This is a genomic window from Rhizobium sp. LEGMi-198b, assembly GCF_054114205.1.
This window is the reverse complement of record NZ_JBSYVH010000004.1, coordinates 320,083-346,409: the sequence shown is the minus strand read 5'-3', so window position 1 is coordinate 346,409 and position 26,327 is coordinate 320,083. Positions and strand designations below refer to the sequence as shown.

Annotated in this window: 19 protein-coding genes; 12 read left to right on the top strand and 7 right to left on the bottom strand. The window is 61.4% G+C overall.

Translation table 11 applies throughout. The features are described 5' to 3' along the window. Nucleotides 1-92 precede the first annotated feature (92 nt). The 7 genes from ACXHXG_RS18090 to ACXHXG_RS18060 all read left to right on the top strand — a co-directional run bounded on the left by ACXHXG_RS18090 (nucleotide 93) and on the right by ACXHXG_RS18060 (nucleotide 6,000). Nucleotides 93-395 (top strand): hypothetical protein, encoded by a 303-nt coding sequence (locus ACXHXG_RS18090; protein ID WP_283047934.1) that lies wholly within the window; start codon nucleotides 93-95, stop codon nucleotides 393-395. A gap of 196 nt (nucleotides 396-591) precedes the next feature. Continuing rightward, complete coding sequence (locus ACXHXG_RS18085; protein WP_104824720.1) at nucleotides 592-1,050, top strand: helix-turn-helix domain-containing protein; 459 nt, start codon at nucleotides 592-594, stop codon at nucleotides 1,048-1,050. A 340-nt stretch (nucleotides 1,051-1,390) separates the two neighbouring features. Beyond that, entirely contained in the window at nucleotides 1,391-3,340 is a 1,950-nt protein-coding gene (locus ACXHXG_RS18080; protein WP_457900176.1) for an AfsR/SARP family transcriptional regulator, read from the top strand. Nucleotides 3,341-3,371: 31 nt separating this feature from the next. Further along, nucleotides 3,372-3,656, top strand: a complete 285-nt coding sequence (locus ACXHXG_RS18075) for a hypothetical protein (protein WP_457900175.1) — start codon at nucleotides 3,372-3,374, stop codon at nucleotides 3,654-3,656. A 26-nt stretch (nucleotides 3,657-3,682) separates the two neighbouring features. Then, the gene (locus tag ACXHXG_RS18070; protein WP_457900174.1) at nucleotides 3,683-4,903 is read left to right on the top strand and encodes a YcaO-like family protein; all 1,221 of its coding nucleotides are present in this window, start codon (nucleotides 3,683-3,685) and stop codon (nucleotides 4,901-4,903) included. Beyond that, on the top strand, nucleotides 4,900-5,625 hold the full coding sequence (locus ACXHXG_RS18065; RefSeq protein WP_457900173.1) for a TfuA-like protein: 726 nt from the start codon (nucleotides 4,900-4,902) through the stop codon (nucleotides 5,623-5,625). The genes ACXHXG_RS18070 and ACXHXG_RS18065 overlap by 4 nt, the downstream gene beginning before the upstream one ends. 132 nt (nucleotides 5,626-5,757) lie before the next feature. After that, nucleotides 5,758-6,000 (top strand): hypothetical protein, encoded by a 243-nt coding sequence (locus ACXHXG_RS18060; RefSeq protein ID WP_104824725.1) that lies wholly within the window; start codon nucleotides 5,758-5,760, stop codon nucleotides 5,998-6,000. Nucleotides 6,001-6,134: 134 nt separating this feature from the next. Here ACXHXG_RS18060 and ACXHXG_RS18055 read toward each other — a convergent pair whose 3' ends face one another. Continuing rightward, a complete protein-coding gene (locus ACXHXG_RS18055) occupies nucleotides 6,135-6,818 on the bottom strand; it encodes a TetR/AcrR family transcriptional regulator (protein ID WP_104824726.1) in 684 nt (227 codons plus the stop codon). An 85-nt stretch (nucleotides 6,819-6,903) separates the two neighbouring features. Here ACXHXG_RS18055 and ACXHXG_RS18050 point away from each other — a divergent pair, with 85 nt between their 5' ends. The 3 genes from ACXHXG_RS18050 (at nucleotide 6,904) to ACXHXG_RS18040 (ending at nucleotide 12,532) form a co-directional block, all read left to right on the top strand. Further along, entirely contained in the window at nucleotides 6,904-8,214 is a 1,311-nt protein-coding gene (locus ACXHXG_RS18050; RefSeq protein WP_457900172.1) for an efflux RND transporter periplasmic adaptor subunit, read from the top strand. A gap of 8 nt (nucleotides 8,215-8,222) precedes the next feature. After that, nucleotides 8,223-11,369: an efflux RND transporter permease subunit gene (locus ACXHXG_RS18045; protein ID WP_283047949.1), complete on the top strand. Its 3,147-nt coding sequence runs from the start codon at nucleotides 8,223-8,225 to the stop codon at nucleotides 11,367-11,369. A 140-nt stretch (nucleotides 11,370-11,509) separates the two neighbouring features. After that, nucleotides 11,510-12,532, top strand: coding sequence for a zinc-binding alcohol dehydrogenase family protein (locus ACXHXG_RS18040; RefSeq protein ID WP_457900171.1), 1,023 nt, complete (start codon nucleotides 11,510-11,512; stop codon nucleotides 12,530-12,532). A gap of 27 nt (nucleotides 12,533-12,559) precedes the next feature. Here ACXHXG_RS18040 and ACXHXG_RS18035 read toward each other — a convergent pair whose 3' ends face one another. From ACXHXG_RS18035 to ACXHXG_RS18010, 6 genes are all read right to left on the bottom strand, one after another. Next, nucleotides 12,560-15,667: an efflux RND transporter permease subunit gene (locus ACXHXG_RS18035; RefSeq protein ID WP_457900170.1), complete on the bottom strand. Its 3,108-nt coding sequence runs from the start codon at nucleotides 15,665-15,667 to the stop codon at nucleotides 12,560-12,562. Beyond that, nucleotides 15,664-18,783 (bottom strand): efflux RND transporter permease subunit, encoded by a 3,120-nt coding sequence (locus ACXHXG_RS18030; protein ID WP_457900169.1) that lies wholly within the window; start codon nucleotides 18,781-18,783, stop codon nucleotides 15,664-15,666. The genes ACXHXG_RS18035 and ACXHXG_RS18030 overlap by 4 nt, the downstream gene beginning before the upstream one ends. After that, nucleotides 18,780-20,288, bottom strand: a complete 1,509-nt coding sequence (locus tag ACXHXG_RS18025; RefSeq protein WP_104824732.1) for an efflux RND transporter periplasmic adaptor subunit — start codon at nucleotides 20,286-20,288, stop codon at nucleotides 18,780-18,782. Before ACXHXG_RS18025 ends, ACXHXG_RS18030 begins: the two co-directional genes overlap by 4 nt. Nucleotides 20,289-20,515: 227 nt before the next feature. Then, nucleotides 20,516-20,653 carry a hypothetical protein gene (locus ACXHXG_RS18020; RefSeq protein WP_285168318.1) on the bottom strand — a complete coding sequence of 46 codons (138 nt, stop codon included), beginning with the start codon at nucleotides 20,651-20,653 and terminating at the stop codon, nucleotides 20,516-20,518. After that, nucleotides 20,653-21,816, bottom strand: coding sequence for an amidase (locus ACXHXG_RS18015; protein WP_457900168.1), 1,164 nt, complete (start codon nucleotides 21,814-21,816; stop codon nucleotides 20,653-20,655). The genes ACXHXG_RS18020 and ACXHXG_RS18015 overlap by 1 nt, the downstream gene beginning before the upstream one ends. A gap of 100 nt (nucleotides 21,817-21,916) precedes the next feature. Further along, nucleotides 21,917-23,023, bottom strand: a complete 1,107-nt coding sequence (locus ACXHXG_RS18010; protein WP_457900167.1) for an RHE_PE00001 family protein — start codon at nucleotides 23,021-23,023, stop codon at nucleotides 21,917-21,919. 171 nt (nucleotides 23,024-23,194) lie between these two features. Here ACXHXG_RS18010 and ACXHXG_RS18005 point away from each other — a divergent pair, with 171 nt between their 5' ends. Together ACXHXG_RS18005 and cueR are read left to right on the top strand one after the other, a co-directional pair. Beyond that, nucleotides 23,195-25,705: a heavy metal translocating P-type ATPase gene (locus ACXHXG_RS18005; protein WP_457900166.1), complete on the top strand. Its 2,511-nt coding sequence runs from the start codon at nucleotides 23,195-23,197 to the stop codon at nucleotides 25,703-25,705. Between the two features lie 91 nt (nucleotides 25,706-25,796). Further along, nucleotides 25,797-26,183, top strand: coding sequence for a Cu(I)-responsive transcriptional regulator (gene cueR, locus ACXHXG_RS18000; protein ID WP_104824736.1), 387 nt, complete (start codon nucleotides 25,797-25,799; stop codon nucleotides 26,181-26,183). Nucleotides 26,184-26,327 lie beyond the last annotated feature (144 nt).

Here is a 26,327-nt window from a genome sequence, read left to right as displayed (position 1 = left end):
CCGGCTCTTGCACCCGTAAAATCTCGAGCCCAGATCCTGAAGATTTCTGGGTGGCCCATCTGAGACCAGCTATGTTCATCGAGGGAACATCCATGAACATCGTGGCCGCAACTTTGCTTTTATTGGCGACTGCCGATCCGGCATTGGCGATCTCGCGCTATGATTCACTCAAGCAAACCCGCGCATCGGTGCAGCAGGTAATTTTGCGGGAGCGCGTGGTGCTGCTTCGCCACCCCTCGAAGAGCGGCAATGTGGTGCTCTATGACCGCTATGTAGCCGGCGACGAACGGTGCGGAACCGGCCACTACGCAGCTCCCGCCCGCGTACCGACCAAAGACAATCCGATGTGTCCCTTATACAATTGCAGATCGTCCTCAGACTTTAGTCCACATTGACGCGAAGGTTCTTTTCAGCCGATTATCTCCTTGACGTTCGGGGGAAAATCTCTGTCGTCAGGACTTTTGGTTGAAATTTACCAACATTTAATACACACTGAACGGGCAGATTGGGGACGTGTTCCTTGCCTCCTCCCCGGGCATCTGTAAGGTGGCGCCCGCTGGGGTTCCCCCGTTCGAATGAGGAGATTGCGCAGTGAGTGCAAAAGTACCAAATCCGATTGACGCCTATGTCGGCTCACGCGTGCGCATGCGCCGGCTAATGCTCGGCATGAGCCAGGAACGGCTCGCCGAACAGATCGGCGTTACCTTTCAGCAGGTGCAAAAGTACGAAAAAGGCACCAACCGCATCGGCGCCAGCCGGTTGCAGGCGATCGCAGGGGTTCTGGCTGTCCCTGTCGCTTTCTTCTTCCAGCAGGACAACTCACAGCCGTTGACGACGGAAGGGTTAGGGGCGATCAGTGGCCTTGAAGACCTGTCCGATTTTCTGACGTCCAAGGAAGGTCTCAGCCTCAACAAGGCCTTCATGAAGATCAACGATCCCAGTGTCCGCCAATCCGTGCTGATGCTCATCAAATCGCTGGCCAACGCCTCCGAGCCCGCCGTCGTACATGCGCCGCCTGCAGCCGAAGTTCCTTTCGGCCTCAGAAACTGATCTCCATGCCTCGCCCGAAAAATGGGTGAGGCGCGGATCTTGATCGAATGCTAGATTGTCCCCCCCATCGACGATCGCGGAACCCGCCATCGCAGAAAATGCTTGAGTGCGGCGCGTTCATTCAAGCGCAGACGAGTGGCTCCGGCTTTTTGAATCCAGGGCACCTTGTCCGCTTCTAGCTATTTAACCGAAAACAAAGATGTTCTAGCGATTGCGATAGGATAGCAGTCGTCGTAGTGTGAATTCTCAAAAAGATACCTGTGATCACATGACGTGATCGCAAGCGATGCCGAAAGCCATGATTGCGATATCGGGACGCTGCTAGATGCAGTGGGGGCATATGGATTTCAGACTGCTGACATTCGGAGACCTACGTCTCGTGGACGGAACAGGCGCGACAGTGCCTTTTCCCGAAAAGGGTCTGCTGTCGCTCTGCTTTCTACTGACGAGCCCCTCGCCGCAAAAGACCCGTGCGGAGCTTGCGGAATTTCTTTGGGGCGACATTCCCCTGGATAAGGGGCTTGCCAATCTGCGGCAGACCCTGTCGCGTGTCAAAAACCGCCAGGACGAGCTCGGAATCGGGCTGCTGCTGATCGAGCAGGCGACCGTCAGCGCGAATCTCCAAGCCTTCACCACCGATCTCGCGCTGCTGGATGCGGTGTCGCAAACTAACCCCCACACCGCCCTGGAAGAGTTGCTGCAACTCGGCCGCTGGGATTTTCTTGCCCGCACCGAAGTCATCGGTGGCACGGCCAGAATGTGGCTGCGTACACAGCGGGATCGCATCAAGACAAAGATGCTGACAACACTTCGCGATGCCATTGCGGCCATGGGCAAGGACGCGGACGCCACCATTGTCAAGGAGGCGGCGCTGCGGCTGTTCGAGGCTCATCCCGAAGATGAGACGGTCTACCAGATATTGGGAGAGACCTATGCCGGCGAACCCCAGCTCGAAAGCGCCCGCCATATTTTTGAAAGCCGCAGAAAATATCGCTGGGGCGAATTGCCGGTCGATCCCGATCCGCAGACGTTAAGCGTTGCGCGGCGGATGTTCGAACGCCAGCGCAGCGTCGTGCCTCAGCTTCGAGAGGTACCGGGCCCACGGTTGGAAATCGTTCCGCCGGTCCCTCGCGGACCACCCAAGCTCGCACTGCTGCCACCGGTGAACACTGCCAGCAACCATCAGCCCGCCGTCTTTCTCTCGGCGGCGCTTTTGGAAGATATCACGGTCGGCCTTTGCGTTTTGAAGACCGTGACGATGGTGGCGCATTACACGGCGGAAAAGATTGCGCTCAACCTCGATCGGAGCGCAATGCTGGAAAAATACGGCATCAATTATGTGCTGGACACCAGGCTCAGCTTCGACGGCAGCGTCTACTGGCTTTTCGCGCAGCTCGTTTACGCCGGCAACGACGAAGTTCTTTGGGCCGAGCGCTTCAGCATGGAGGCCCAAGACCTGCCGCGCCAGCATCGCGAAATCGGCCAGCGCGTAGTAGCGTCGGTCGCCAGCTTTGTTGAGCGCAACGAATTTTCCCGAGATTACTTCGAGCGCAGCCCGGAGGCCTATCGTCAATACCTGCTCGGCCAGCGTCATCTCAAGCATCTCAATTTGCCGGACATCCGCCGCGCGCGTAAGGCATTCCAGACGGCGCTGAAGGAAAACCCTTATTTCTCGCCGGCATTGAGCGGCGCAGCTCGCACCTATCATCTCGAGTGGCTGGTGACGGCACGAGGCGATCTGCAACTACTGAAGCAGGTCGAAACTCAGGCCGGCAAGGCGATCGCCGCGGGCCAAGATCTCGCCGCCGGCTACCGCGAATTCGGCGCGGCGAAACTCTATCAAAGTGATTTCGACGAGAGCTTAAAGGCTTTCGAAATAGCAGAAAACATCAGCCCGCATCATGCCGATGTCATTGCCGACTATGCCAATACGCTGATACACGCCTCGCAACCATACGAAGGCCTTGCAAAAATAGAGCACGCCATTAAGCTGAATCCGTTAAGTCCGGATATCTACTATTGGACGGCCGCCGGTGCCAGCTACCATATAGAACAATATGAGGATGCCGCGAACTACATTGGGCGCATGGCCGATCCGGCTCCAGCGGCGCGGCTTGCCGCAGCCGTAGCCGCCATGGCGGGCGACATGCGTAAGGCCAAGGCTCTGGTGCGCAAGGTCAAAGAGACCTATCCGGATTTCGAGGTCGACACATGGCTTTCCATTGTTCCCATCCGTGAGCAATGGCAAAAGGATCATTATCGAACAGGACTGCGACGTGCAGGTTTTTGACCAAAGATTTCAATAACAAAGGAGATTGGACATGGCAGCTTTCGTAGTGATTGGCATTCCCGGTGATCCGCAACTTTATCTCGCCGACCTCGCGGCCGGCACGGTGTCACCGATCAACTCACCGACCGGCAGCACTCTCGGCATTGCCGATCAGTTGCGCAATGCCGGTGCAACCATTGTCAAGGGCGTTAATCTCGCCGTTACGGTCGGCAGCTCTGCTCATGCCGCCAGTGGTCAATTCGACGACCAAGCCGCGACTATCCAATTCGACGAGGGGCCTGCTTCGGGCCAGTTTGATACCGACGTCAAACCGTGATCGCAGCGTTATCTCCGGCAGGGCTCTTGCCTCACAATTCGGGCCAGCAGGACGTTGCTGTTGGTCCATCCTATTCTGATCGCATCTGCGCGGCCGAAGAGACGTTTCGACGCATAGAACCCTGTCTTGCTAGCCACGGAGTTACTCGCCTTGGCCGGCTGACCGGGCTCGACAAGATCGGCCTGCCTGTCTGGCAGGCCGTCAGTCCGAATGCTAGGTCGATTGTCATCAACAACGGCAAGGGCATCACCGATATCGACGCCAAGGTCTCCGCCGCCATGGAGGCGCTGGAACGAACGATCGCCGGCGCCCCTGCGGTCAAGTCCATCTTCACCAGCCGGCAGAAACTGCTGGCCAAAGAACACCATGCTGACCCGCTTCCGTCTCTCATCGGCCGCGGTCAGGCTGATATCGCCGATGACGAGGAAATCGCCTGGGTAGAAGGTCACGATCTGATAACCGGTCGAAACGCCTGGATTCCCTTCGAGGCAGTGACCCTCGACCGCACCCCCCGCAAATCACGCTTCTGGCAATGCTCCGATGGTCTCGCCTCCGGCAATGTGCTGACGGAAGCCATTCTGCACGGCTTGCTCGAACGCATCGAGCGTGACGCCAAGGTGCTGTGGGATATTTCCGAACCGGCCCTGCGCATGGATACGTGCATCGATCCCACCTCACTTGCCGACCCGGTAATGGACGCACTGATACGCAAGGTTGAAGCCGCCGATCTGACGCTCAAACTATTCGACGTAACGAGCGATGTCCGAATCCCGGCCTTCGCCGCCTTTCTCGGCCCGGTCGAAATCGCGCGAGCAAAACATGTCCGTTATCTCGACGTCACCATGGGCAGCGGTGCGCATCCATCGTCGGTGCGGGCGGCGATCCGCGCTGTTACAGAGGCGGCGCAATCGCGCCTCACCTTCATCAGCGGCGCCCGGGACGATATTCATCCCGAGGATTTTACCCGCGAACTGCCAGACAGCATCCGCCGTTGTTTCAGCGCCGTGCCGAAGCCAGCAGCAAGACCGAATGAAGTCCTGACGCATGGCGCCGAAGCCCTACTTCACCTGACCATCGACCGTTTGCGCCAGGCGGGCATCAATTCCGCCATTGCCCTTTCCCTTGGCGACGCCTCGCTTCCCTTTGCGGTCGCCAAACTCGTGGTGCCGCAACTGGAAAATCCGGCTGGGGACCGCAAGCGCCGCTTCGGCTATCGCGCCATCTCGAAAACGTTGCAACTGCTATGAAGATCCTGTTCGTCGGCCCCACGCTTCCCGATGCCGCCGAGATCGCCGATCCCGGCATCGCTCTCCGTCCGCCGGCAAAGCAAGGCGATATCGTCGAAGCCCTCGAGAATGGCGCGAACGTCATCGGCCTGATCGACGGACTTTTCGAAAATGTCGCGCCCGTCTGGCACAAGGAAATCCTCTTTGCCCTGTCGAAAGGCGTCCGCGTCTATGGCGCCGCCAGCATGGGCGCGCTGCGCGCCGCCGAATGCGCCGCTTTCGGCATGATCGGCATCGGCCGCATCTTCGAGGCATATGCCTCCGGTGCGCTGGCGGACGATTCGGCGGTAGCGCAAATCCATGCGCCGCAGGAACTTGGCCATCTGCCCCTCAGCGAACCGCTCGTCAACGTGCAGGCAACCTTGCAGGCGCTGGCGGAGACCGGCGCTATCAGTCAGACGGAGCGAGACATCCTGCGGACATGCGCGGAATCAATCTTCTTCAAATCACTGACCTATCGCTCCCTGGCGGAAACGGCCGACCTGCCGGACCCGTCGCGGCGCAGCGAGATCGCTCGCCTGCTGCGTGCCAATGCAGTCAACCAGAAGCGAGCGGATGCCCTGGACCTGCTCCGCATCCTTGCCGATTGCCCGGACGAACGGCAACAACCACCGCACGACTGGACGTTCCAGGCCAATAGTTTGTGGCGGTTCGCCTTCCACCGCCTTGAAATTGCGCCGTAAAAAGCAGCTCGCAATCCCCGCTCGTGTCACGCTGTATGTCACGCGCCAAGGTGTCCGACTTGAGTTAATGTCTGCTCATGTTCCTGGCGATGAGTATCTAGTTCGCCAGGAACGGGGGCAAAGGGGCATGACATGACAGCAATACTTCCTATCGAAATGGCACATCACGATTCGGATTCACTGAAAGAACTGGCGTCGATCGCACGGTTGATCACCTATGCGCGTCAAAGCGCCAAGAGCATGAACGCCGAATTCCCAGTTTGGTGCCTCGATCTCGCGCTCGGAGCCGTCTTGCAGGAAATGTACGCAAATGGCCTGCAGATGCCGCTTTTCGAAGAGGGCGTAGACAAAGTGAATAGGGCTGTCGCACACTAAGCGCAGTTTTTAGGTTTTCTGGCGGGGGGCCGGAGAAAGATGCCGGTGTGGTTCTTCGGAGCCATGCCGGCATCGCTTTTTTGGCGGGAGCTGATCTCGAAACGTCCGGCGTCGTTTAGCGAACGACTGAAGGCCTATCGGCGCTTCCGATGCGCCTGCACACCCGCCAGGAAGATTGCTATACAATGACGCAGATGCCGCAGCCGGGTTTCGCGGTCTGGCCAGTCGTTCAGCTTGCCGGGATGCGAAATCATCGCGCCGAAGATCATGTTCATCAGCATGCGCGCGCCGCTTGCGGCATCGGCAATCTCGATCAGGCCGCGTTTCTGCTGCAGGCGGAGCCAATCGGCCAGCATCTGCCGCGACTGTTCGGCACCGTAGGTGCGCAGCAGCGACGCCATTTCGGGAAACCGCTGCGCTTCGTTCACGGCAAAGTGAATGAAGGCCTCGCGGTCCCGCTCCGCCACTTCATCGATGTCGATCATGAAAATCTGTTCCAGCGCTTTGTCGAGCGGCAGATTTTCCTTGGGGTCGCGCGGCAGGGCCAGCATCGAGGCACGATGCTCGGCGATGATCGCCATAAACAGCTCGGTCTTGCTCGAAAACAAGCGGTAGAGGGTCTGCTTGGAAATCCTGCACCGCGCCGCGACGAGATCCATAGTCGTGCCGCCGTAGCCAAGCTCATGAAACGTCGCGCGGGCTTCCGCGACGATCTCCGCCCGCTTTGCGTCGTCACTCGCGGTCTTCGGACGGCCGCGCGGGCGGCGAGCGGCAGTTTGCTCTGCTTCCCTAGCTCTTGCCCCCGTCCGTGCTTCCATTCCCAACCTCAAAAAAAGCCAAATGACATTGACATTTATAGCGGTACAAATATTTTCTGTACTAATTGGTACTGTAAATAAGGCAATGGGAAATAGCAACGTGGAAAAGCGCGCCTCTTCTACCCCTGTATTCGTACGTCCGGCGGCATCCAAACGCCTCCCAGCCACACGCATCTCATTGGTTGCCGCAGGGATCGCCGCCACGTTGCTGCTGGCAGGCTGCAACGAGCAGAAGGCTGCCCAAAACAATGCACCGGCCGTCAAGACCGAAGTCAGCGCCATGACGCTGCATCCGCAATCGGTTGCGATCACCGCGGAGCTGCCCGGCCGCACCAGCGCCTACCTGATCGCCGAAGTGAGGCCGCAGGTCGGCGGCATCATCCGCAGCCGTAATTTCAAGGAAGGCAGCGAGGTCAAGGCGGGCGACGTGCTCTACGAAATCGACCCCGCCACCTATCAGGCCGCCTATGACAGCGCAGCCGCCGCTCTGCAGAAGGCAGAAGGCGCCATACCGAGCGCACAGGCCAAGATGGATCGTTACAAGGGATTGAGCGCCCAGAACGCTGTCAGCCAGCAGGACTACGACACTGCGCAGGCGACCCTTGTCCAGGCGCAGGCCGATGTCGCCTCCGCCAAGGCCGCGCTCGAGACCGCACGCATCAATCTCGACTACACCAAGTTGCGCGCACCGATCGGCGGCCGCGTCGATGCCTCGACAGTCACCGTCGGCGCGCTCGTCACCGCCGACCAGACGACGGCGCTGACCACCATCCGCCAACTCGACCCGATCAATGTCGACGTCACGCAGTCGAGCACAAACCTGCTTGAGTTCCGCCGCGCCATTGCGGAAGGCCGATTGAAGACAAGTGGCGACAACGTCTCCGTCCACCTGACGCTGGAAGACGGTTCCGACTACAAGCAGACCGGCAAACTCCAATTTTCGGAGGCCTCTGTCGCCGAGACCGTCGGAACGATCACCGTACGCGCTGTCTTCCCCAATCCGGAACGCGTGTTGCTGCCCGGCATGTATGTTCGCGCAAGCATCGAGGAAGCTATCGCGGAAAACAGCTATCTCCTGCCGCAGCGCGCCGTCTTCCGCAACACCAAAGGCGAACCGACGGCGATGTTCGTGACCGCCGACAACAAGGTGCAGCAGCGTGTGCTGAAGGTGCAACGCAGCGTCGGCAATAGCTGGCTGGTGAACGAAGGCATGCAGGATGGCGACCGTCTGGTCGTGGAAGGCAGCCAGCGCGTCCGGGACGGCCAGGAAGTCAATGTCGCCGCCGTCACGATCGACGACGCGACCGGCGAAGTAAAGCAGGTCGCCGGCGAGCCCGCTGAACAGGCCAAGCTGGAAAAGACCGAAACCCAGCCCGCCCCTGGCGCTCAGAAGTGAGGTAAGCGATGTCGCGTTTTTTCATCGACCGGCCGATCTTTGCCTGGGTCATCGCCATCGTCATCATGCTGGCCGGCGCGTTGTCGATCCTGACGCTGTCGATCTCGCAATATCCGCAGATCGCACCGACGACGGTGAGCATCAACGCGAACTATCCCGGCGCGGATGCCGCAACCGTCGAGAATTCGGTGACCAAGGTCATCGAGCAGGGCATGACCGGCATCGACAATCTCGACTACATGACATCGACGTCGACATCGACGGGCCAGGCCTCCATCTCGCTGACCTTCACCAACAAGGCCGATTCCGACGTCGCGCAGATGCAGGTGCAGAACAAGCTGCAGCTCGTCACCGCGCAATTGCCGCAAACGGTGCAGTCGACGGGTATCACTGTTTCCAAGTCGACATCGAACTTCCTGATGGTCGTGGGCTTCGTGTCGAAAGACGGCAAGCTGAATTCCAACGACCTTGCCGACTATGTTTCCAGCACGCTGAATGACACGCTGAAGCGCATCGAAGGCGTCGGCAACACCCAGATCTTCGGCGCCGGCTATGCCATGCGCATTTGGGTCGATCCGGATAAGCTGGCCAAATACCAGTTGATGGTCAGCGACGTCACCAACGCGATCCAGTCGCAGAATTCGCAGGTCTCGGCCGGCCAGCTCGGCGCGCTGCCGCAGCGAAAGGGCCAGCAGCTCAACGCGACGGTCACGGCCAAGAGCCGCCTGCAGACGCCCGAGCAGTTCAACAACATCATCCTGAAGAGCCAGTCCGATGGCTCGCTGGTCCGCCTCAACGATGTCGCGACGGTCGAGCTTGGAGCGGAAAGCTACACCACGTCGAGCACCTATAACGGCCATCCTTCGGCCGGTCTCGCCGTCATGCTCGCTTCCGGCGCCAATGCCATCAATACCGCGGAAGCGGTGAGATCGACCATCAGCAGCTTGAGCCAGACTCTCCCGCCGAATGTCGAAATCGTCTATCCGTACGACACGACGCCCTTCGTCAAGCTATCGATCGAAGACGTGGTCAAGACGCTGTTCGAAGCCATCGTGCTCGTCTTCATCGTCATGTTCGTCTTCTTGCAGAACATCCGCGCTACCTTGATCCCGACGCTCGCCGTTCCCGTCGTGCTGCTCGGCACCTTCGGCGTGTTGTCGCTGTTCGGCTATTCGATCAACACATTGACGATGTTCGGCATGGTGCTGGCGATCGGCCTCTTGGTCGACGACGCGATCGTCGTCGTCGAAAACGTCGAGCGCGTGATGGAGGAGGAAGGTCTTTCGCCGCGCGAGGCGACGATCAAGTCGATGCAGGAAATTACCGGTGCTTTGATCGGCATCGCGACGGTTCTCTCTGCTGTGTTCATTCCGATGGCCTTCTTCTCGGGTTCCGTCGGCGTCATCTACCGGCAGTTCTCGGTGACGATCGTCTCGGCGATGATCCTGTCGGTCATCGTCGCGCTGATCCTCACGCCGGCACTCTGCGCCACCATTCTGAAGAGGCCCGAGCACGGTTCCAAGCAGCGTGGCGCCTTCGGATGGTTCAACCGCAATTTCGAGCGCGCAACGCTTCGCTACCAAAGCGGCATTCACGGCATGATCCGCCTGACGGCGGTCTTCTTGCTGGTTTTCGTGTTGATCGGCGGCGCCGTCGGCTATCTGTTCAACCGCCTGCCGAGCTCGTTCCTGCCGGATGAGGATCAGGGCATCCTCCTGACCGCGATCCAGCTTCCGCCGGGTGCCACGAATTCCCGCACCTGGGCCGTACTTAACACGGTGAAGGACTACTATCTCAACAATGAGAAAGACTATGTCGAAGGCGCTTTCGCCGTCGCCGGTTTCGGCTTCAGCGGTCAGGGCCAGAATGTCGGCATCGTTTTCGTCCGATTGAAGGACTTTGCCGAGCGGAAGACGCCACAATCGAAAGCACAGGCGATTGCCGGCCGCGCCATGGGCGCCTTTTCGAAAATCAAGGATGGCAGCGTCTTTGCGCTCGCGCCGCCGGCCATTCCCGGCTTCGGCAGCTCCAGCGGTTTCGATTTCTTCATCAAGGACATCAACGGCGCAGGCCATGCTAACCTGATCGCCGCCCGCAACCAGTTACTTGGCGCAGCGGCGCAGAATAAGAAGCTCTTCGGCACGCGTCCCAACGGCCAGGAAGACACGCCGCAATATTCGCTGAACATTGATCAGGAAAAGGCGAGCGCGCTGAACATCGCACTCTCCGACATTGACACGACGCTCTCGACCGCCTGGGGCGGTACCTATGTCAACGACTTCATCGATCGTGGCCGCGTCAAGAAGGTCTATGTTCAGGCGGATAAGAATTTCCGCATGCAGCCGGAGGATTTCGGCCGCTGGTATGTGCGCAATTCCGATGGTGCCATGGTGCCCTTCTCCGCCTTCTCGAAGGGTGAATGGACCTATGGCTCGCCGCGTCTCGAACGCTACAACGGCTCATCCGCCGTCGAAATCCAGGGTTCCGCCGCCCCGGGCGTCTCCTCCGGCGACGCCATGAACCAGATCGACCAGATCATGGCAAGCTTGCCGCCGGGCTTCAGCCATGAATGGACGAGCCTCTCGGCCCAGGAAAAGCTTTCCGGCAATCAGGCGACCCAGCTCTATGCCATCTCCATCCTGGTCGTCTTCCTGGCGCTGGCCGCCCTCTACGAAAGCTGGTCGATCCCGCTTGCCGTCATGCTGTCGGTGCCGATCGGCATTTTCGGTGCCCTTCTCGCCGCCACCATTTTCGGCCAGTCGAACGACGTCTATTTCAAGGTCGGCCTGCTGACGACCATAGGATTGGCGGCCAAGAACGCCATTCTGATCGTCGAATTCGCGATCGAGCAGCAGGCGAACGGCAAGGATCTGATCCCGGCGACGCTGGAAGCGGCCCGTCAGCGCCTTCGACCGATCCTGATGACCTCGCTCGCCTTCATCCTCGGCGTGATGCCGCTGGCGATCGCCAACGGCGCAGGCTCCGGCAGCCAGAACTCGATCGGCATCGGCGTCATGGGCGGCATGATCTCGGCGACCGTACTCGGCATCTTCTTCATCCCCTTGCTCTTCGTCTCCGTGCGTCGCATCTTCAAGGGCGGGAAGCGGCCGACAAGCACCACTACATCCGAGCCAACCCCGGACACGGCGCACTAGAGCGGTTCAGCGTTTCACGGAATCGCTTTCCCGCTCTACACCTTTGTTTTTACGCATTCCGGACGGAAAACCGCTTCGCACTTTTCCTGGAATTGCTTTAAGAAGCGTCATTTGCATGGCTTTTAAGGGAGGAGAATGCTGTGATCAGGGCTTTGATGATCGAGGCGGAAAACGTGACTCGCTTCCACGAGGTCCCGGAAGGGTCGTTGGGCGCCGGCCAGGTCCGCGTCGGTGTCCGGCACATCGGGCTCTGCGGCAGCGACCTCAACACCTTCAAGGGCCTCAACCCCCTGGTGAAGCTGCCACGCATTCCCGGCCATGAAATCGGCGGCGAGATCCTTGCCGTCGGCCCCGGTGTTGATCCCGCCTATGCACTCGGCCGCCGTGCCATCGTCATGCCGTACACGAATTGCGGCGAGTGCACCTCCTGTCGCAAGGGCCGGCTCAATGCCTGCCGCTACAACAAGACGCTCGGCGTGCAGCAGGATGGCGGTCTGGCCGAGGAGATCGTGCTGCCGGCTGAAAAGCTGATCCTCAACGATACGCTGCCGCCGCGCCATCTGGCTTTGGTCGAACCGCTATCCGTCGGCTTTCACGCGGTCGAACGTGGGCGAGTGGCGAAAGGCGATCGCGTCGTTGTGCTTGGCTGCGGCATGATCGGCATGGGCGTCCTGATCGCCGCCGTCGCTCGCGGCGCCGAGGTCATCGCCGTCGATCTCAGCGAGGAGAAACGTGCGCTTGCCCGGCAGTTCGGCGCCGTCGAGGCGATCGATGCGGGCAGCGAGGATGTCGTCGCCAGGGTCAGCGAACTGACGGGTGACGATGGCGTGGATGTCGCTTTCGAGGCGGTCGGCCTGCCCGCGACCTTCACCCAAGCCATCGATCTCGCCTGCTTCGGCGGCCGTGTCGTCTATGTCGGCTATTCCAAGGCGCCGGTCACCTACCAGACACAGTTCTTCAACCTGAAGGAACTCGACATCATGGGCTCCCGCAACGCCCTGATGCGTGATTTTCAAAACGTGATCAGCCATCTCGAAGAGATCGGCGACAAGGCCGACGCGTTGATCTCGAAGGTCTTCCCTTTTGAAGAAGCGGAAAAAGCGCTGCCTTATTGGGATAGCCACCGCAACGCGCTCAAGATTGTGATTGAGCGCGGCGCCTGACACTCACACGCTTCCAAAGTAACCCAATCATGCCGACGTCGAGGACATCGGCGTCTCTGCCGGTTGCTTCGTCGACCACCTGCTGTGCAGCTTTGCCAGCATCAGGTAGATGATTGGCGTCGTGTAGAGTGTCAGCACCTGCGAGACGATCAGGCCGCCGACGATGGTGATGCCGAGGGGACGGCGGAGTTCGGCGCCGGGGCCGGTGGCGATGATCAGCGGGATGGCGCCCATCAAGGCGGCGAGCGTGGTCATCAGGATCGGCCGGAAGCGTTTCAGGCAAGCCTCGTAGATCGCCTCTTCCGACGGCAGGCCGAGCTTGCGTTCGCCCTGCAGTGCGAAATCCACCATCATGATGCCATTCTTCTTGACGATGCCGATCAGAAGGATGATGCCGATGAACGCAATGATCGTCAGTTCCGTGCCGCTGATGACCAGCGCCAGCAGCGCCCCGAGACCGGCTGATGGTAGCGTCGAGATGATCGTCAACGGATGCGCCAGGCTCTCGTAGAGGATCCCGAGGACGATATAGACCGTCAGCAGCGCCGCCAGGAGCAACAGCGGCTGGCTGCTCGAAGATTGCGTGATGCTGGCCGCATCGCCGGCAAAATCCGCATGCAGCGTATCCGGCAGATGCATTTGGAGCACCGCCTGTTGAATGGCATCGTTTGCTGCCTCCAGCATGGTATTGAGCGCCAGATTGTAGGAGATGGTGACGGAAGGATATTGCCCCTGATGATTGACCACCAGCGGCGCCAGAGTCCGTTCGACCGAGGCCACCGCACTGAGCGGGATCTGGATGCCGCCAGACGCCGGCACGTAAAGCTTGGAAATATCATTGGGATCGCGGGCATAGCTGGGATCGGCCTCCAGCACGACGCGATATTGATTGCGCTGGGTATAGATGGTCGACACCTGCCGCTGCGCGAAGGCGTTGTTCAGTGCAGCGTCGATCGACTGGATGCTGACGCCGAGCCGCGAGGCTTCGTCGCGATTGATATTGACCGTCGCCTGCAAGCCGTTCGGCTGCCGGTCGGTGGCGACATCGGTCAGCCCCGGCAGCGTCTGCAGGCGTGCCAGCACTTTCGGCGCCCAATCCACCAGCTCGTCGTAATTCGCGCCCCAGAGCGTGAACTGATATTGCGACTGCGATTGGCGCCCGCCGGCGCGAATATCGCCCGGCGAAAACAGGAAGGTGCTGAGACCGGGAATGGCCATCAGTTGCTTGCGCAGCCGGTCTATCACCTCGGAGGTCGAGACGCGTTCCGATTCGGGCTTCAGAGAAATGAACAATTGCCCGCGATTGATCGAACTGGAAAACCCGCCGCCGCCCACGGACGAGCCGACACCGGAGACGGCCGGATCCCTGGCGACCATATCGGCCGCCTGCTGCTGCAGCTTGACCATGGCGGGATAGGAGATGTCGGTCGCCGCCTGCGTGCCGCCCTGAATGAAGCCGGTATCATCCTGCGGAATGAAGCCCTTCGGCACCTTGATATAAAGATAGGCTGATATGACGACGCAAGCGAGGATGACGAGGACGGAGAGCACGCGATGATGCAGCACCGCCTTCAGCGTCCGACCGTAGAAATTGGTGATTGCGCCGAGCGTTCCTTCGACGATCCGGCCGAACAGGCCCGGCCGGGCCTCCATGTCGCGCGCCCGCAGCCGGTGGCCGCAGATCATCGGTGTCAGCGTCAGGGACACCAGGGTCGAGACGACGATGGTGAAACCGAGCGTCAGCGAGAAAGTCTGGAAGAACCGGCCGACGATGCCGCCCATGAAGAACAGGGGAATGAAGGCGGCAAGCAGTGAAAGGCTGATCGAAACGACCGTGAAGCCAATCTGTTTCGCGCCCTCAAGTGCGGCCCGCATCGGCTTCACGCCGGTTTCGAGATTGGCATAGATATTCTCGATCATCACGATGGCATCGTCGACGACGAAACCGACAGAAACGGCAAGCGCCATCAGCGACAGATTGTCGATCGACAGTCCGAAGAGCCACATGGCGGCGAAGGTGCCGCAGAGCGATAGCGGCACGGTGGCCCCGGCTGCGAAAGTCGTCGTGGCGCGCCGCAGGAAGACGAAGACCACGGCCATGACCAGGCAGATGGTGGCAAGCAGAGTCCATTGCATATCGGTGACGCTGGCATGGATCGTCGTGGTGCGATCGGAAAGAACCGAGATGTGGACACCGGACGGAATGAGGCTCTGCAATTCGGGGATCAGCGCCTTGACGCCATCCACCGTGGCGATGACGTTGGCGTTCGCTTCCTTGGTGATGTTGAGCAGCACCGCCGGTTTGCCGTCATACCAGGCATCCGAGCGGCTATTGCGCACGCCGGGCTCGACGGTGGCGATATCAGAGAGGCGAACGGCCGTACCATCGCCGCTCTGCACGATGATCCGGCCATAATCTTCCGGCGTCCGGAGCTGGCCATTCATGGAAATGGAGAAGGCGGCATTGCTGCCGTCGATCGAGCCGATGGGGCCGAGCACATTGGCGTTGACGATTGCCGTGCGAACGCTGTCCAGCGACAGACCCATGGCGGAGAGCCTATCGGGATCGAGCCTGACGCGCACGGCCGGCTGGTCGGCGCCGCTGACCGTGACGCCGCCGACGCCGTCCACCTGCGAGATGCGCTGCACCACCACGGTATCGGCCGCGTCATAGATGGCGCTCGGCGACACATTGCCCGATGTCAGCGCCAGGATCAGCACAGGCGCCGCCGCCGGGTTGATCTTGCGGAAGGAAGGCAAGGTCGGCAGATCGCCGGGCAGGTCGGTCGCCGCCGCGTTCAGCGCTGCCTGCACGTCCTGCGCCGCGCCGTCGACGCTGCGCGACAGATCGAATTGCGCGACGATGCTGCTCGATCCAAGCGAACTGACCGAAGTCAACTGCGTGATGCCGGCAATCGTGCCGAGATGTCGCTCCAGCGGCGCCGCGACGCTTGCCGCCATGCTGGCCGGGTCGGCGCCGGGACGGCTGGCGGAAATGACGATCGTCGGCAGATCGACAGTCGGCAGGCTCGCCACCGGCAGGAAGCGATAGGAAACGATGCCGAGGATCATCAGCCCGATCGCCAGAAGCGTCGTTCCGACAGGACGTTTGATGAAAGGCTCGGAGAGGCTCATGTCCCGCCACCCGCGACTTCGTCCAGTTCCGGAGCCGGCGTGCCCGTCGGACGCCCGACGATCCGGGCACGCAAGCTTTCGAAAGCAAGATAGATCACCGGTGTCGTATAGAGCGTCAGAAGCTGGGACAGCACCAGGCCGCCGATGATGGTGATGCCAAGCGGGATGCGCAGCTCCGCTCCGGTACCTTGCGCCAACGCCAATGGCAGTGCGCCGAAGAGCGCCGCAAGCGTCGTCATCATGATCGGGCGGAAACGCAGGATCGAGGCTTTCAGGATCGCCTCGCGCGGCACCAACCCCTCCTTGCGTTCGGCCTCCAGCGCGAAGTCGATCATCATGATCGCGTTCTTCTTCACGATACCCATCAGCAGCACGATGCCGATCAGTGCGATGATCGACAGGTCCTGTCCGAACAGCATCAATGCCAGCAGCGCACCGACGCCCGCAGACGGCAAAGTCGACAGGATCGTCACGGGATGCACGGCGCTCTCGTAAAGCAGGCCAAGGACAATATAGATCGTCACGACAGCCGCCAGGATCAGCCAGGGCTCGCCCGCAAGCGACGAGGCAAATTCCTCTGCATCGCCGGAATAATTGCGCTGGATCGAACTTGGCATGCCGATATCGCGCTCCGCCGCCTGAATCTCGGTGACGGCTTCACTCAGCGACGCGCCCTTGGCGAGATCGAAACTGAGCGTCACGGCCGGAAACTGTTCGTCATGGCTGATGACCAACGGCGCCGTCATGAACGACGCCGTCGTAAAGGCGTTGAGCGGCACCTGTGTATCGCTGGCGCCGGCGACGTAGAGCTTGTCAAGAGATTTCGGATCGGACTGATATTGCGGTGCAGCCTCGAGGATGACGCGATACTGATTGACCTGACCGTAGATCGTGGCGATCTGGCGCTGGCCGAAAGCGTCGTTCAGCGTGTCGCTGACCGCCTGCATCGAGACGCCGAGTCGCGAAGCGGTTTCGCGGTCGACATTGACGAAGATGCGGCCGCCGCCCATCTCGACTTCCGAAGCGACGTCGATCAGCTTCGGGCTCTGCTGCAGCCGCTGCGCCAGTTTTTCCGCCCAGTCCACCACCGTCGCCGTATCCGTGCCGGTCAGCGTATATTGATAGGGTGCGCGGCTGACGCGCGTGCTGATCGAGATGCCTCGCACGCTCTGGAACGTAACGTGGATGCCGGGCAGATCGGCCACTTCGCCACGCATGCGGTCGATGATATCGGCCGCCGACGCCGCGCGCTGGCTCCTGGGCTTCAGTACCAGGCTGAGATTGCCGGTGTTGGGCGTCAGGTTGCTGGCGCTGGTGCCAACAACCGAGACGATACCGGTTACATCAGGGTCTTTGCGTAACCGCTCGGCCACGATCTCCTGCGTCTGCTTCATCGCTTCGAAGGAGATGGTCGGCTCGGTTTCGACGACGGCGGTGATCAGGCCGGTATCCTGCGGCGGCAGGAAGCCTTTCGGAATGACAATGTAAAGCGCGATCGTAGCGGCAAGCGTCGCCACCGTGACCAGCAGCATGAATCCACTGCGGTCCACCGCCCAGACGAGGCTGCGACGGTAGCCTTCGACCAGCCGTCCCATGCCGCGATCGGTGCCCGCCAGCAAACCGCCGCGATGCTCCTTCGGCTTGCGCAGGATGCGGGCGCACATCATGGGCGTCAACGTCAGCGAAATCACCGCCGACACCACCACGGCGATGGTCAGCGTCAACGCGAACTCGCGGAACATACGCCCGACGATGCCGGTCATGAACAGCAGCGGGATGAAGACGGCGATCAGCGAGAAGGTCAGCGAGATGATGGTGAAGCCGATTTCCCCGGCACCCTTCAGCGCAGCCTGCATCGGGTTCTCGCCCTCCTCGATATGGCGGGCGATGTTCTCGATCATCACGATGGCATCGTCGACGACGAAACCGGTGCCGATGGTGAGCGCCATCAGCGATAGATTATCGAGGCTGAAGCCGGCGAACCACATGACGCCGAAGGTCGCGATCAGCGACAGCGGCAAGGCCACGCCGGCGATGAAAGTCGCCGTCACCGTCCGCAGGAACAGGAGAACGACGAGGATGACCAGGCCGATGCTGACGACGAGCGTCCATTGTACGTCATGGATCGAAGCACGGATCGTCTCGGTGCGGTCGTTGACGATGTCGAGCGAGATACCGGCCGGCAGCGCCTGCTTCAGCCGCGGGATCTGCTTCTGCACGCCCTCGACCGTCTGGATGACGTTGGCGCCCGGTTGGCGCATGATGTCGAGGATGACAGCCGGCTGACCCTGATACCAGGCGCCGACCCGGTTGTTCTCCAGCCCTTCGACGACGGTGGCGACATCCTTCAACTGCACCGGCGCATTGTTGCGATAGGCGACGATCACGGACTTGTAGATGTCGGGATCGACGATCTGATCGTTGGCGGCGAGCGTGAAGCTCTGCTGCGTGCCGTCGAGCGCGCCCTTGGCGCCGGCAACGCTGGCATTGGTGATTGCGGTGCGCAGATCCTCCAGCGCCAGACCATAAGAGGCAAGCCGCGGCAGGTCGGCCTGGATGCGGATCGCCGGCTTGACGCCGCCCTGGATGTTGACATCGCCGACCCCTGAAACTTCGCTTAGTCGCTGTGCCATCATCGTATCGGCGAAATCGCTGAGTTCGCGGATCGAATAGCTGTTGGAGCGCAGCGCCAGCGTGACGATCGGCGTATCGGCGGGGTTCACCTTCGAATAGGTCGGCGGATAGGGCAACGTGCGCGGCAATGTCGAACCGGCGGCATTGATCGCCGCCTGCACATCCTGGGCCGCGCCATCGATATCGCGGCCGAGATCGAACTGCAGGGTGATCTGGCTGATGCCGAAGGCACTCGAGGAGGTCATCGACGCCAACGACGGGATCTGCCCGAGCGGCCGCTCCAGCGGCGCGGTCACCAATGCCGCCATCGTATCGGGATCGGCGCCCGGCAGTTGCGTCGTCACCTGGATCGTCGGAAAATCCACCTGCGGCAGCGGCGCGACCGGAAGGAAGAGAAAGCCGAGAATGCCGCCCAACAGCACCGCGACCCCGAGAAGCGAGGTGGCGACAGGCCTGGAAATGAAGAGCGACGAGACGTTCATTGCTGTTGCGTTGACGTAGCGGGTGGATTGGTGGAAGCGGCATCGCCGCCACCGGTATTGGCGTTGGGATTGGCATCATTGCCGCCGGCACCATCCGCCTTCTGCCTGCGGTGACCACCATTGCCACCGCCCTGGCCATTATGCTGGCGATGCGGCCGCTGGCCATCACTGGCCGTATTGCCGTTGGTTTGGGTCTGATTGGTTTGGTTTGCGTTTTCGGCAACCGGCTGCCCATCGACCGCGGGCGTCGTTGCAGGCGGTGCGCCCGCGCCGGCCCCTTCGGAAATCTGTACTTTCGAACCGTCCTGTAGGCGCGCAAAGCCCGTCGTCACCACCTTGTCGCCCGGGGCTACGCCATCGGCGATGACGGCCTGTACATCGTCCTGCTGGCGCACCGTTACCGGCTTCATGGCAACCGTTTGATCCTGTCGGACGATGTAGACAAAGGTGCCGTTCGGGCCACGCTGCACGGCAGCGGTCGGAATGACCGTCACGCCCTTCAGCGTCTCGACCAGCAGGCGGGCGTTGACGAAGGCGCCGGGCCAGAGCGCCAGCTTGTCGTTCGGAAAATTGGCCTTCAGCTTCACCGTACCCGTGGTCGGATCGACCTGGTTGTCGACCACCGCCAGCGTGCCGTTGTCGATCACCGTCTGACCGTTGCTTGCGATCGCCTGGACGGAAAGCGCACCCGCCGCGCTCGCCGCATTGACGCGGGCAAGCTGCTGCTGCGGAATGGAGAACAGGATGGAAATCGGCTTGATTTGCGAGAGCGTCACGATGCCCGTTGCGTCCGACGAGCTGACGAGATTGCCGACATCGACATTGCGGATGCCGGTGCGTCCGTCGATCGGCGCCTCGATCGTCGTATAGTCGAGCGTCGCCTGCGCGCTTTCGATGGCTGCCTGGTCGGACTGGATCGCCGCCGTATATTGCGCCACAAGCGATATCTGGGTATCGACCTGCTGCTGCGTGCCCGAAGCGCTCTGCACCATGCGCTGAAAACGATCGAGATCGCGTTTCGCGCCGGCCAGCAATGCCTCGTCCTGCGCCTTCTTGCCAATGGCCTGGTCGAGCTGGGCCTTATAGACGGCATCGTCGATGCGGGCGATGACGTCGCCCTTCTTGATGTCCTGGCCTTCCTCGAAACCGATTTCGACAATCTTGCCGCTGACTTGGGCGCGAACCGTCACCGTGTTCAGCGCCTTTACCGAGCCGACACCGTCGATATAGACCGGGACGTCGGCGGATTTCGCATCCGCCGCCAGCACTGGAACCGGACCGGTGAATTGCGAAAGACTGCCACGCCGCCGTCCGCCGCCTTGGCCAAAACCCTGCCCCTGATTGCCACGGTGTTCGCCCTGGGCCTGCTCGCCGGGCGCGGCCGCGCTCTGATAGCCGAGCAGACGCTCGGCACTGCCAAGCCAGCGATCGCGTGTCACATAGGCGCCGTAGGCCACGGCGCCAATCACTGCTACCGACATCAGGACCCGAAATGTCCGAGCCATCAACATACCTTCCTTCACAGCTCCGGCTTCAATGATCTGCCGGTGCGATATAGGCGCGACTTTAGCTTGCAGCTTGTCGCTTAGGAATTTGGTAGGGCCATTAAATTTTGTCCATTTTTGTGTGGCTTAGCGCAACAAACTGTTACATTGGACGAAAACCAGGGTTGTGGTTGCAAATGAGCAAGGGCACACCATGTCCTCGCTGTCTTACAAACTCTGAGCGACGCTTATGGTTCGGGCAGCCAGATCATTCCCGCCGTCGTCGGCACGCTGGAGGTGGCTCCCGCCAACCCAGGCGGCCCTCGGGCATCCAGCGGATGCGGGCTGATCGTCAGGCAATCGACAAGGGCCGCGAGGGCAGGCATCACAGCCTTTTCAGCAGATCCAACAACCCGCCATCGCAACCGCGGCGGCCGATGACCGACAGCCCTACCGGTCCGCCATCCATCTTCCCGGCCGGCATGGAAATCTGCGGCAGGCTGGCGTGGCCGGCGATCGAGAGGAGGCCTATGGCCTGCTGCCGGTAGGCGTCGAATATCTCTTGCGATGAATCCCTGCGCGGCGCAGGACCCGGGCCCGTGGGGATGATCATCACCAAACCGCCGGCAAGTGCCGCGTCCATTGCAGTAGCAATTTCGTGGCGCACCGCATCGACCTTGGCAAAGGTCTCGTCGCTGACGGATCGCGCCACGGCGAAACGCGAGGCGATGTCAGGCCCGAGGTCGACATCATGCGCCTCGATCCAGCCGCCCAGCGCTTTCCATGCATCATAGCCCTGCCAGAAGCGAAAGGCTTCTGACCTTTCTTCCGGCCCGACGATCGGCAACGGATCGGTAACGGTTTTGTCGAACAACGCCGCGATCTTTTCCGTCATCGGCCGCAGCAATGCGGCAAGTCCCGGATCGACGCCCGTCCAGATATCCGAAGGCAGCCAGGCCGTCGAAAAATTCGCCTCGCCGGCAAGACCAAGGGCGCGACCGACGCGAACCAGCGTTTCGACATCGCGGGCAAACCAGCCAAGCGTATCGAAACCGGGGCTGAGCGGCACCACGCCGCCCATGTCGATCGCCCCATGACTGGGCCGCATGCCGAAAATGCCGTTGAAGGAGGCCGGCAGCCGTACCGAGCCGCCGGTATCCGTCCCCAGCGCGAATTCCACCAGGCCGGCGGCCACCGCCGAAGCCGAGCCGGAAGAGGAACCACCCGGCACACGGTCGGGCGCCGCGCTGTTCAGCGGCGTGCCGTAATGCGCGTTGGTGCCCATCAGACTATAGGCAAATTCATCCATATGCGTCTTGCCGGCGAGCACTGCCCCCTCTGCCAGCAGTCGGGCGACGACAGGCGCATGCGCTACCGCCGGGCCATGGGCGCGCCGCCAGATCGGATTGCCGTTGCCGGTGATCCGCCCTTCGACATCGATATTGTCCTTGGCAGCAAAGGTCAGCCCCGCCACCGAGCCGCTATCCGTGGCACGGACGGGTTGTGCGAAGAGCTCGATGAAGGCATTGGCGGTATCGATCAGAGGCATGGGTGCATGTCCGTGAAGGCGGGAATATCAGGCTAGCCCCATTCCGTCCTTCGAACAATGACGGCACCACCTTCCGATGAGCAATCTAGCGCTCACCGCATCAAAGGACACCCCAGCCGCGATAACGCCCGCGTCCGGTCATCTCGCGCACACCGAGTTCCGTCACCAGATTGAGGGCGCCACGGGAAGTGACACCGACATGGCGGGCAACCATGCTGGCGGAGACGATGGGCCGGGAAAGCACGATCTCGATGACGCCGGGCAAACTGCTATTCGACCGCCGATCCTTGAGCCGCTGTTCCATCTGTATCTTGGCGAGCGACAGGCGATCGAGCTCCTTCAGCCCCGCTTCGGCCGATAGTGCCATGGCTTCAAGAAAAGCAGTCAATCGCATGGTGCCGTCCGGCGAGCGGCGGCGCTCCCGCCGTACGGACTTCAGCCCGGTATTGAGGCAGAAGAGGTGCGACGTGACTTTGCCGCGACTGCGAAGATAGGCGCTGACGAGCAGGCTGCCGAGCCAATGCTGCCGCCGCAGCGGCTCGATCCGCTCCCATGCATCGAACAGCACGGCACCACCCAAAGCCGGCGGCAGGAGATCGGCCTGGTGGATGATGGCGCGCCAGGTCTCCAGCCGCTCGTTCTCGTCCCAATCGTCGTCACGAATCAGGCCGAGCGGATCGTCTGCCATCACCATCCTGGCTTCGGGAATCTTTCCATCCAGCACCTGGCCGGAGCGGGCGATGACGGCATCGATCTCGGCAAAGTCCATGCCGAAATCATCATCATCGTCATCCTCCTCCTCTTCCATTTCCGCCATCTCGACAGAGATGGGGCGCGGAGTGGCCGTTTCCTCAGCATCGCCGATGTCGCCGCGCAGGGCGGCAATGCCAGCCATTCCCAGCCCCCAGTCCGGCTCGGCGCTCCACAGCCGTCGCCGGGCGCGCAGCACAGCATGCGCAATGACCAGCTCATGCGTCGGCGCGCGAGCGTCGACATGTGCATCATGCAGTACCAGATCCTCGACGTGCACCAGTTCGCCGCCAACCCAGAGCGCGCCAACGGCATCGAAAAAATGCCCGCGCTCACGAAAACCGTTGCCGACAGCATGCCGCAACGCTCGCTCATCCAGCCGCGCCAGCATATCCTCTGCTCTGGTCATCGCGGGCAGAAGTGTCGTCAGCGGCAAGTTGGCAAGATCATATCGCATTGGAATCCCATGATTGATTTGATCTAACGGAAGTTAACACCCCTAACGGCATCGGGATAGAAAGCAGCCTCTTTCAACTGTGGACGGTACTTCCTATTTTCCTCTTGACCTTCCAGTAACAGGAAGGTTCATAAACCTAGCCATGCTCGCTTCCGAGCGCTGGAGTTTCCGATGGCATTCCACGACGAACATGACCACCACCATCATCATCACGATGCGCCACAGGATGCGGTGATCCGCGATCCCGTCTGCGGCATGACCGTCGATCCCAAGGCGGGCAAACCATCGCTGGACTATCGTGGCCATACATTCCACTTTTGCAGCGAAGGTTGCCGCGACAAATTCGAAGCAACGCCCGAAAATTACCTGACGGCCAAAGACCCGGTTTGCGGCATGGATGTCGACCGCGCCACCGCGCGACATTTCCTGAAGCATGAGGGCGAGAAATTCTATTTTTGCTCCGCAGGCTGCAAAGCAAAATTCGAAGCCGACCCGGTGGCCTATCTTGGTGACGAAAAGCCAACACCGAAACCGATTCCGAAGGGCACGCTCTATACCTGCCCGATGCACCCCGAGGTGATCAGCGATCATCCCGGCGATTGCCCGATATGCGGCATGGCCCTCGAACCGATGGGGGTGCCAGCCGCCGATAAAGGCCCGAACCCGGAGCTTGTCGATTTCACACGACGCCTCTGGATGAGCGCTGCCCTGTCGCTGCCGCTGTTGATCCTCAGTATGGGACCAATGTTCGGCCTCCCTCTGCGCGACCAAATCGGCGAGCCCACCGCCACCTGGATCGAGCTGGCGCTCGCGACCCCGGTCGTGCTCTGGGCCGCTCTCCCCTTCTTCCGCAGGGCGTGGAATTCGGTTCGCAACCGTAGCCCCAACATGTGGACCCTGATCGGCCTCGGCGTCGGCACGGCCTATCTCTACAGCCTCGTGGCAACGCTGGCGCCCGGTATTTTCCCTATGAGCTTTCGCGGCCATGGCGAGGCTGTGCCCGTTTATTTCGAAGCCGCTGCGGTCATCGTCGCCCTGGTCTTCGTCGGCCAGGTGCTGGAGCTGAAGGCGCGCGAGCGCACCGACTCGGCGATCCGCGCGCTGCTCGACCTCGCACCCAAGACCGCCCGCCGCATCGGCGCCGACGGTAGCGAGACGGATGTGCCTATCGATCATATCCTGGCCGGCGACCATCTGCGCGTTCGGCCCGGCGAGCGCGTGCCGGTGGACGGCTCCGTTGCCGAGGGACAGTCGACCATCGACGAATCCATGATCACGGGCGAGCCGCTCCCGGTCGAGAAGACCGAAGGCGACGCGCTGACCGGCGGTACGATCAACAAGAACGGCACGCTGATCATGATCGCCGAAAAGGTCGGCGCGGAAACGACACTATCGCGCATCGTCGAGTTGGTCGCCAAGGCGCAGCGGTCCCGCGCGCCGATCCAGACGATGGTGGATCGTGTTTCGGCCGTCTTCGTGCCCGCCGTCGTGGTTGCCGCCATCATCGCCTTTGCGGTCTGGGCCTTTGTCGGACCGGAGCCGAGGCTGGCGCAGGCACTGCTCGCCGCCGTCGCCGTCCTGATCATCGCCTGCCCCTGCGCATTGGGGCTTGCCACGCCGATGTCGATCATGATCGCCACCGGCCGAGGCGCGCAGGAGGGCGTACTGGTGCGCGACGCCGAGGCGCTGGAGCGCTTCGCCAAGGTCGACACGCTGATCGTCGACAAGACCGGCACATTGACCGAGGGCAGGCCGAACCTGACCGATGTCGTCCCCGCCGCCGGCGTCGACGAAACCCGCCTGCTGTCGCTCGCAGCCAGCCTGGAACGCGGCTCCGAACATCCACTGGCCGAAGCGATCGTAACCGGCGCACAGGAGCGCGGCGCGAGCCTTTTCGACATATCCGGCTTCGCGGCAAAGACCGGCAAGGGCGTGGAGGGCCGCGCCGGCGATACGGCGATCGCCCTCGGCAATGTCGCGATGATGACCGATCTCGGCGTTGCGACCGACGAGCTGCAGGCTGAAACCGAGCGTCTGCGCGGTGACGGCAAGACCGTGATGTTCGTCGCCCTCGATGGCCGGTTGGCCGGCATCATCGCCGTTGCCGACCGGATCAAGCCGACGACAGCGGCCGCCATCAAGGCACTGCACGACAGCGGCTTGATGATCATCATGGCAACGGGTGACAACGCTAAGACCGCCAAGGCCGTCGCTGCGCGTCTCGGCATCGACGAAATCCGCGCCGATATGTTGCCCGAAGGGAAGAAAACGCTGATCGACGAGCTGCGAGCCAAGGGCAAGGTGGTCGCCATGGCCGGTGACGGCGTCAACGACGCGCCGGCGCTGGCCGCCGCCGATGTCGGCATCGCCATGGGCACTGGCGCCGATGTCGCGATGGAAAGTGCCGGCATCACCCTGGTGAAGGGCGATCTCAATGGCATCGTCAGGGCACGGCACCTTTCGGAAGCCACGATCCGCAACATCAAACAAAACCTGGCCTTCGCCTTCGGCTACAATGCTCTCGGCGTGCCGCTTGCCGCGGGCGTGCTTTACCCGGTCTTCGGCCTGCTTCTATCGCCGATGATCGCGGCGGCGGCCATGAGCCTGTCCTCGGTCTCGGTCATCGCCAACGCGCTGCGGCTGAGACTAGAGCATCCCGCTTTCAGGCGGAACAGCCTGTAAGCGGATAAGATGCTCTAGATTCAAAAGACTAGAGCGACCTTTGTGCGTTCAAACGAACGCACAGCGCTCTACCGAAATAAGGAGGGTTCACATGAATATCGGCGAAGCATCGGGCCGCTCCGGCCTGCCGGCAAAGACAATCCGTTACTACGAGGATATCGGCCTGATCCGCCCCGATCGAGGCGACAACGGCTACCGCGACTATGGCTCTGACGACGTGCACAAGCTACGCTTCCTGCACCGCTCCCGCAGCCTCGGCTTCTCCGTCGATGAGTGCCGGCAACTGCTGGCCCTCTACGAAGACAAAAGCCGTGCCAGCGCCGACGTCAAGGAAATCGCCACATCGAAGCTCACCGAGATCGACCGCAAGATCCGCGAACTGACCGAGCTGCGCCGCACGCTGGAACATCTCGTGCATGCCTGCCAGGGCAATGAGCGGCCGGACTGCCCGATCCTGGAGGAGCTATCGGAGGGGTGAGGTTGCCCAGCCACCCGCCCTCGCTCTTCGAGGCTCCGGCTTCAGCCTCCGCACCTCAGAGTGAGGGCTGATCTTCTCGCCAGCCACCTGACCTTCTGACGCCTTTCCGTCGCACTCTCTCCGCCTCATTCTGAGGTGCCCAGG

Coding starts and splice junctions, on each gene's coding strand:
- ACXHXG_RS18090 (WP_283047934.1), top strand. CDS start 93: ATGAACATCGTGGCCGCAACTTTGCTTTTATTGGCGACTGCCGATCCG.
- ACXHXG_RS18080 (WP_457900176.1), top strand. CDS start 1,391: ATGGATTTCAGACTGCTGACATTCGGAGACCTACGTCTCGTGGACGGA.
- ACXHXG_RS18075 (WP_457900175.1), top strand. CDS start 3,372: ATGGCAGCTTTCGTAGTGATTGGCATTCCCGGTGATCCGCAACTTTAT.
- ACXHXG_RS18065 (WP_457900173.1), top strand. CDS start 4,900: ATGAAGATCCTGTTCGTCGGCCCCACGCTTCCCGATGCCGCCGAGATC.
- ACXHXG_RS18060 (WP_104824725.1), top strand. CDS start 5,758: ATGACAGCAATACTTCCTATCGAAATGGCACATCACGATTCGGATTCA.
- ACXHXG_RS18055 (WP_104824726.1), bottom strand. CDS start 6,818: ATGGAAGCACGGACGGGGGCAAGAGCTAGGGAAGCAGAGCAAACTGCC.
- ACXHXG_RS18050 (WP_457900172.1), top strand. CDS start 6,904: ATGGGAAATAGCAACGTGGAAAAGCGCGCCTCTTCTACCCCTGTATTC.
- ACXHXG_RS18045 (WP_283047949.1), top strand. CDS start 8,223: ATGTCGCGTTTTTTCATCGACCGGCCGATCTTTGCCTGGGTCATCGCC.
- ACXHXG_RS18035 (WP_457900170.1), bottom strand. CDS start 15,667: ATGAGCCTCTCCGAGCCTTTCATCAAACGTCCTGTCGGAACGACGCTT.
- ACXHXG_RS18030 (WP_457900169.1), bottom strand. CDS start 18,783: ATGAACGTCTCGTCGCTCTTCATTTCCAGGCCTGTCGCCACCTCGCTT.
- ACXHXG_RS18025 (WP_104824732.1), bottom strand. CDS start 20,288: ATGGCTCGGACATTTCGGGTCCTGATGTCGGTAGCAGTGATTGGCGCC.
- ACXHXG_RS18020 (WP_285168318.1), bottom strand. CDS start 20,653: ATGCCTGCCCTCGCGGCCCTTGTCGATTGCCTGACGATCAGCCCGCAT.
- ACXHXG_RS18015 (WP_457900168.1), bottom strand. CDS start 21,816: ATGCCTCTGATCGATACCGCCAATGCCTTCATCGAGCTCTTCGCACAA.
- ACXHXG_RS18010 (WP_457900167.1), bottom strand. CDS start 23,023: ATGCGATATGATCTTGCCAACTTGCCGCTGACGACACTTCTGCCCGCG.
- ACXHXG_RS18005 (WP_457900166.1), top strand. CDS start 23,195: ATGGCATTCCACGACGAACATGACCACCACCATCATCATCACGATGCG.
- cueR (WP_104824736.1), top strand. CDS start 25,797: ATGAATATCGGCGAAGCATCGGGCCGCTCCGGCCTGCCGGCAAAGACA.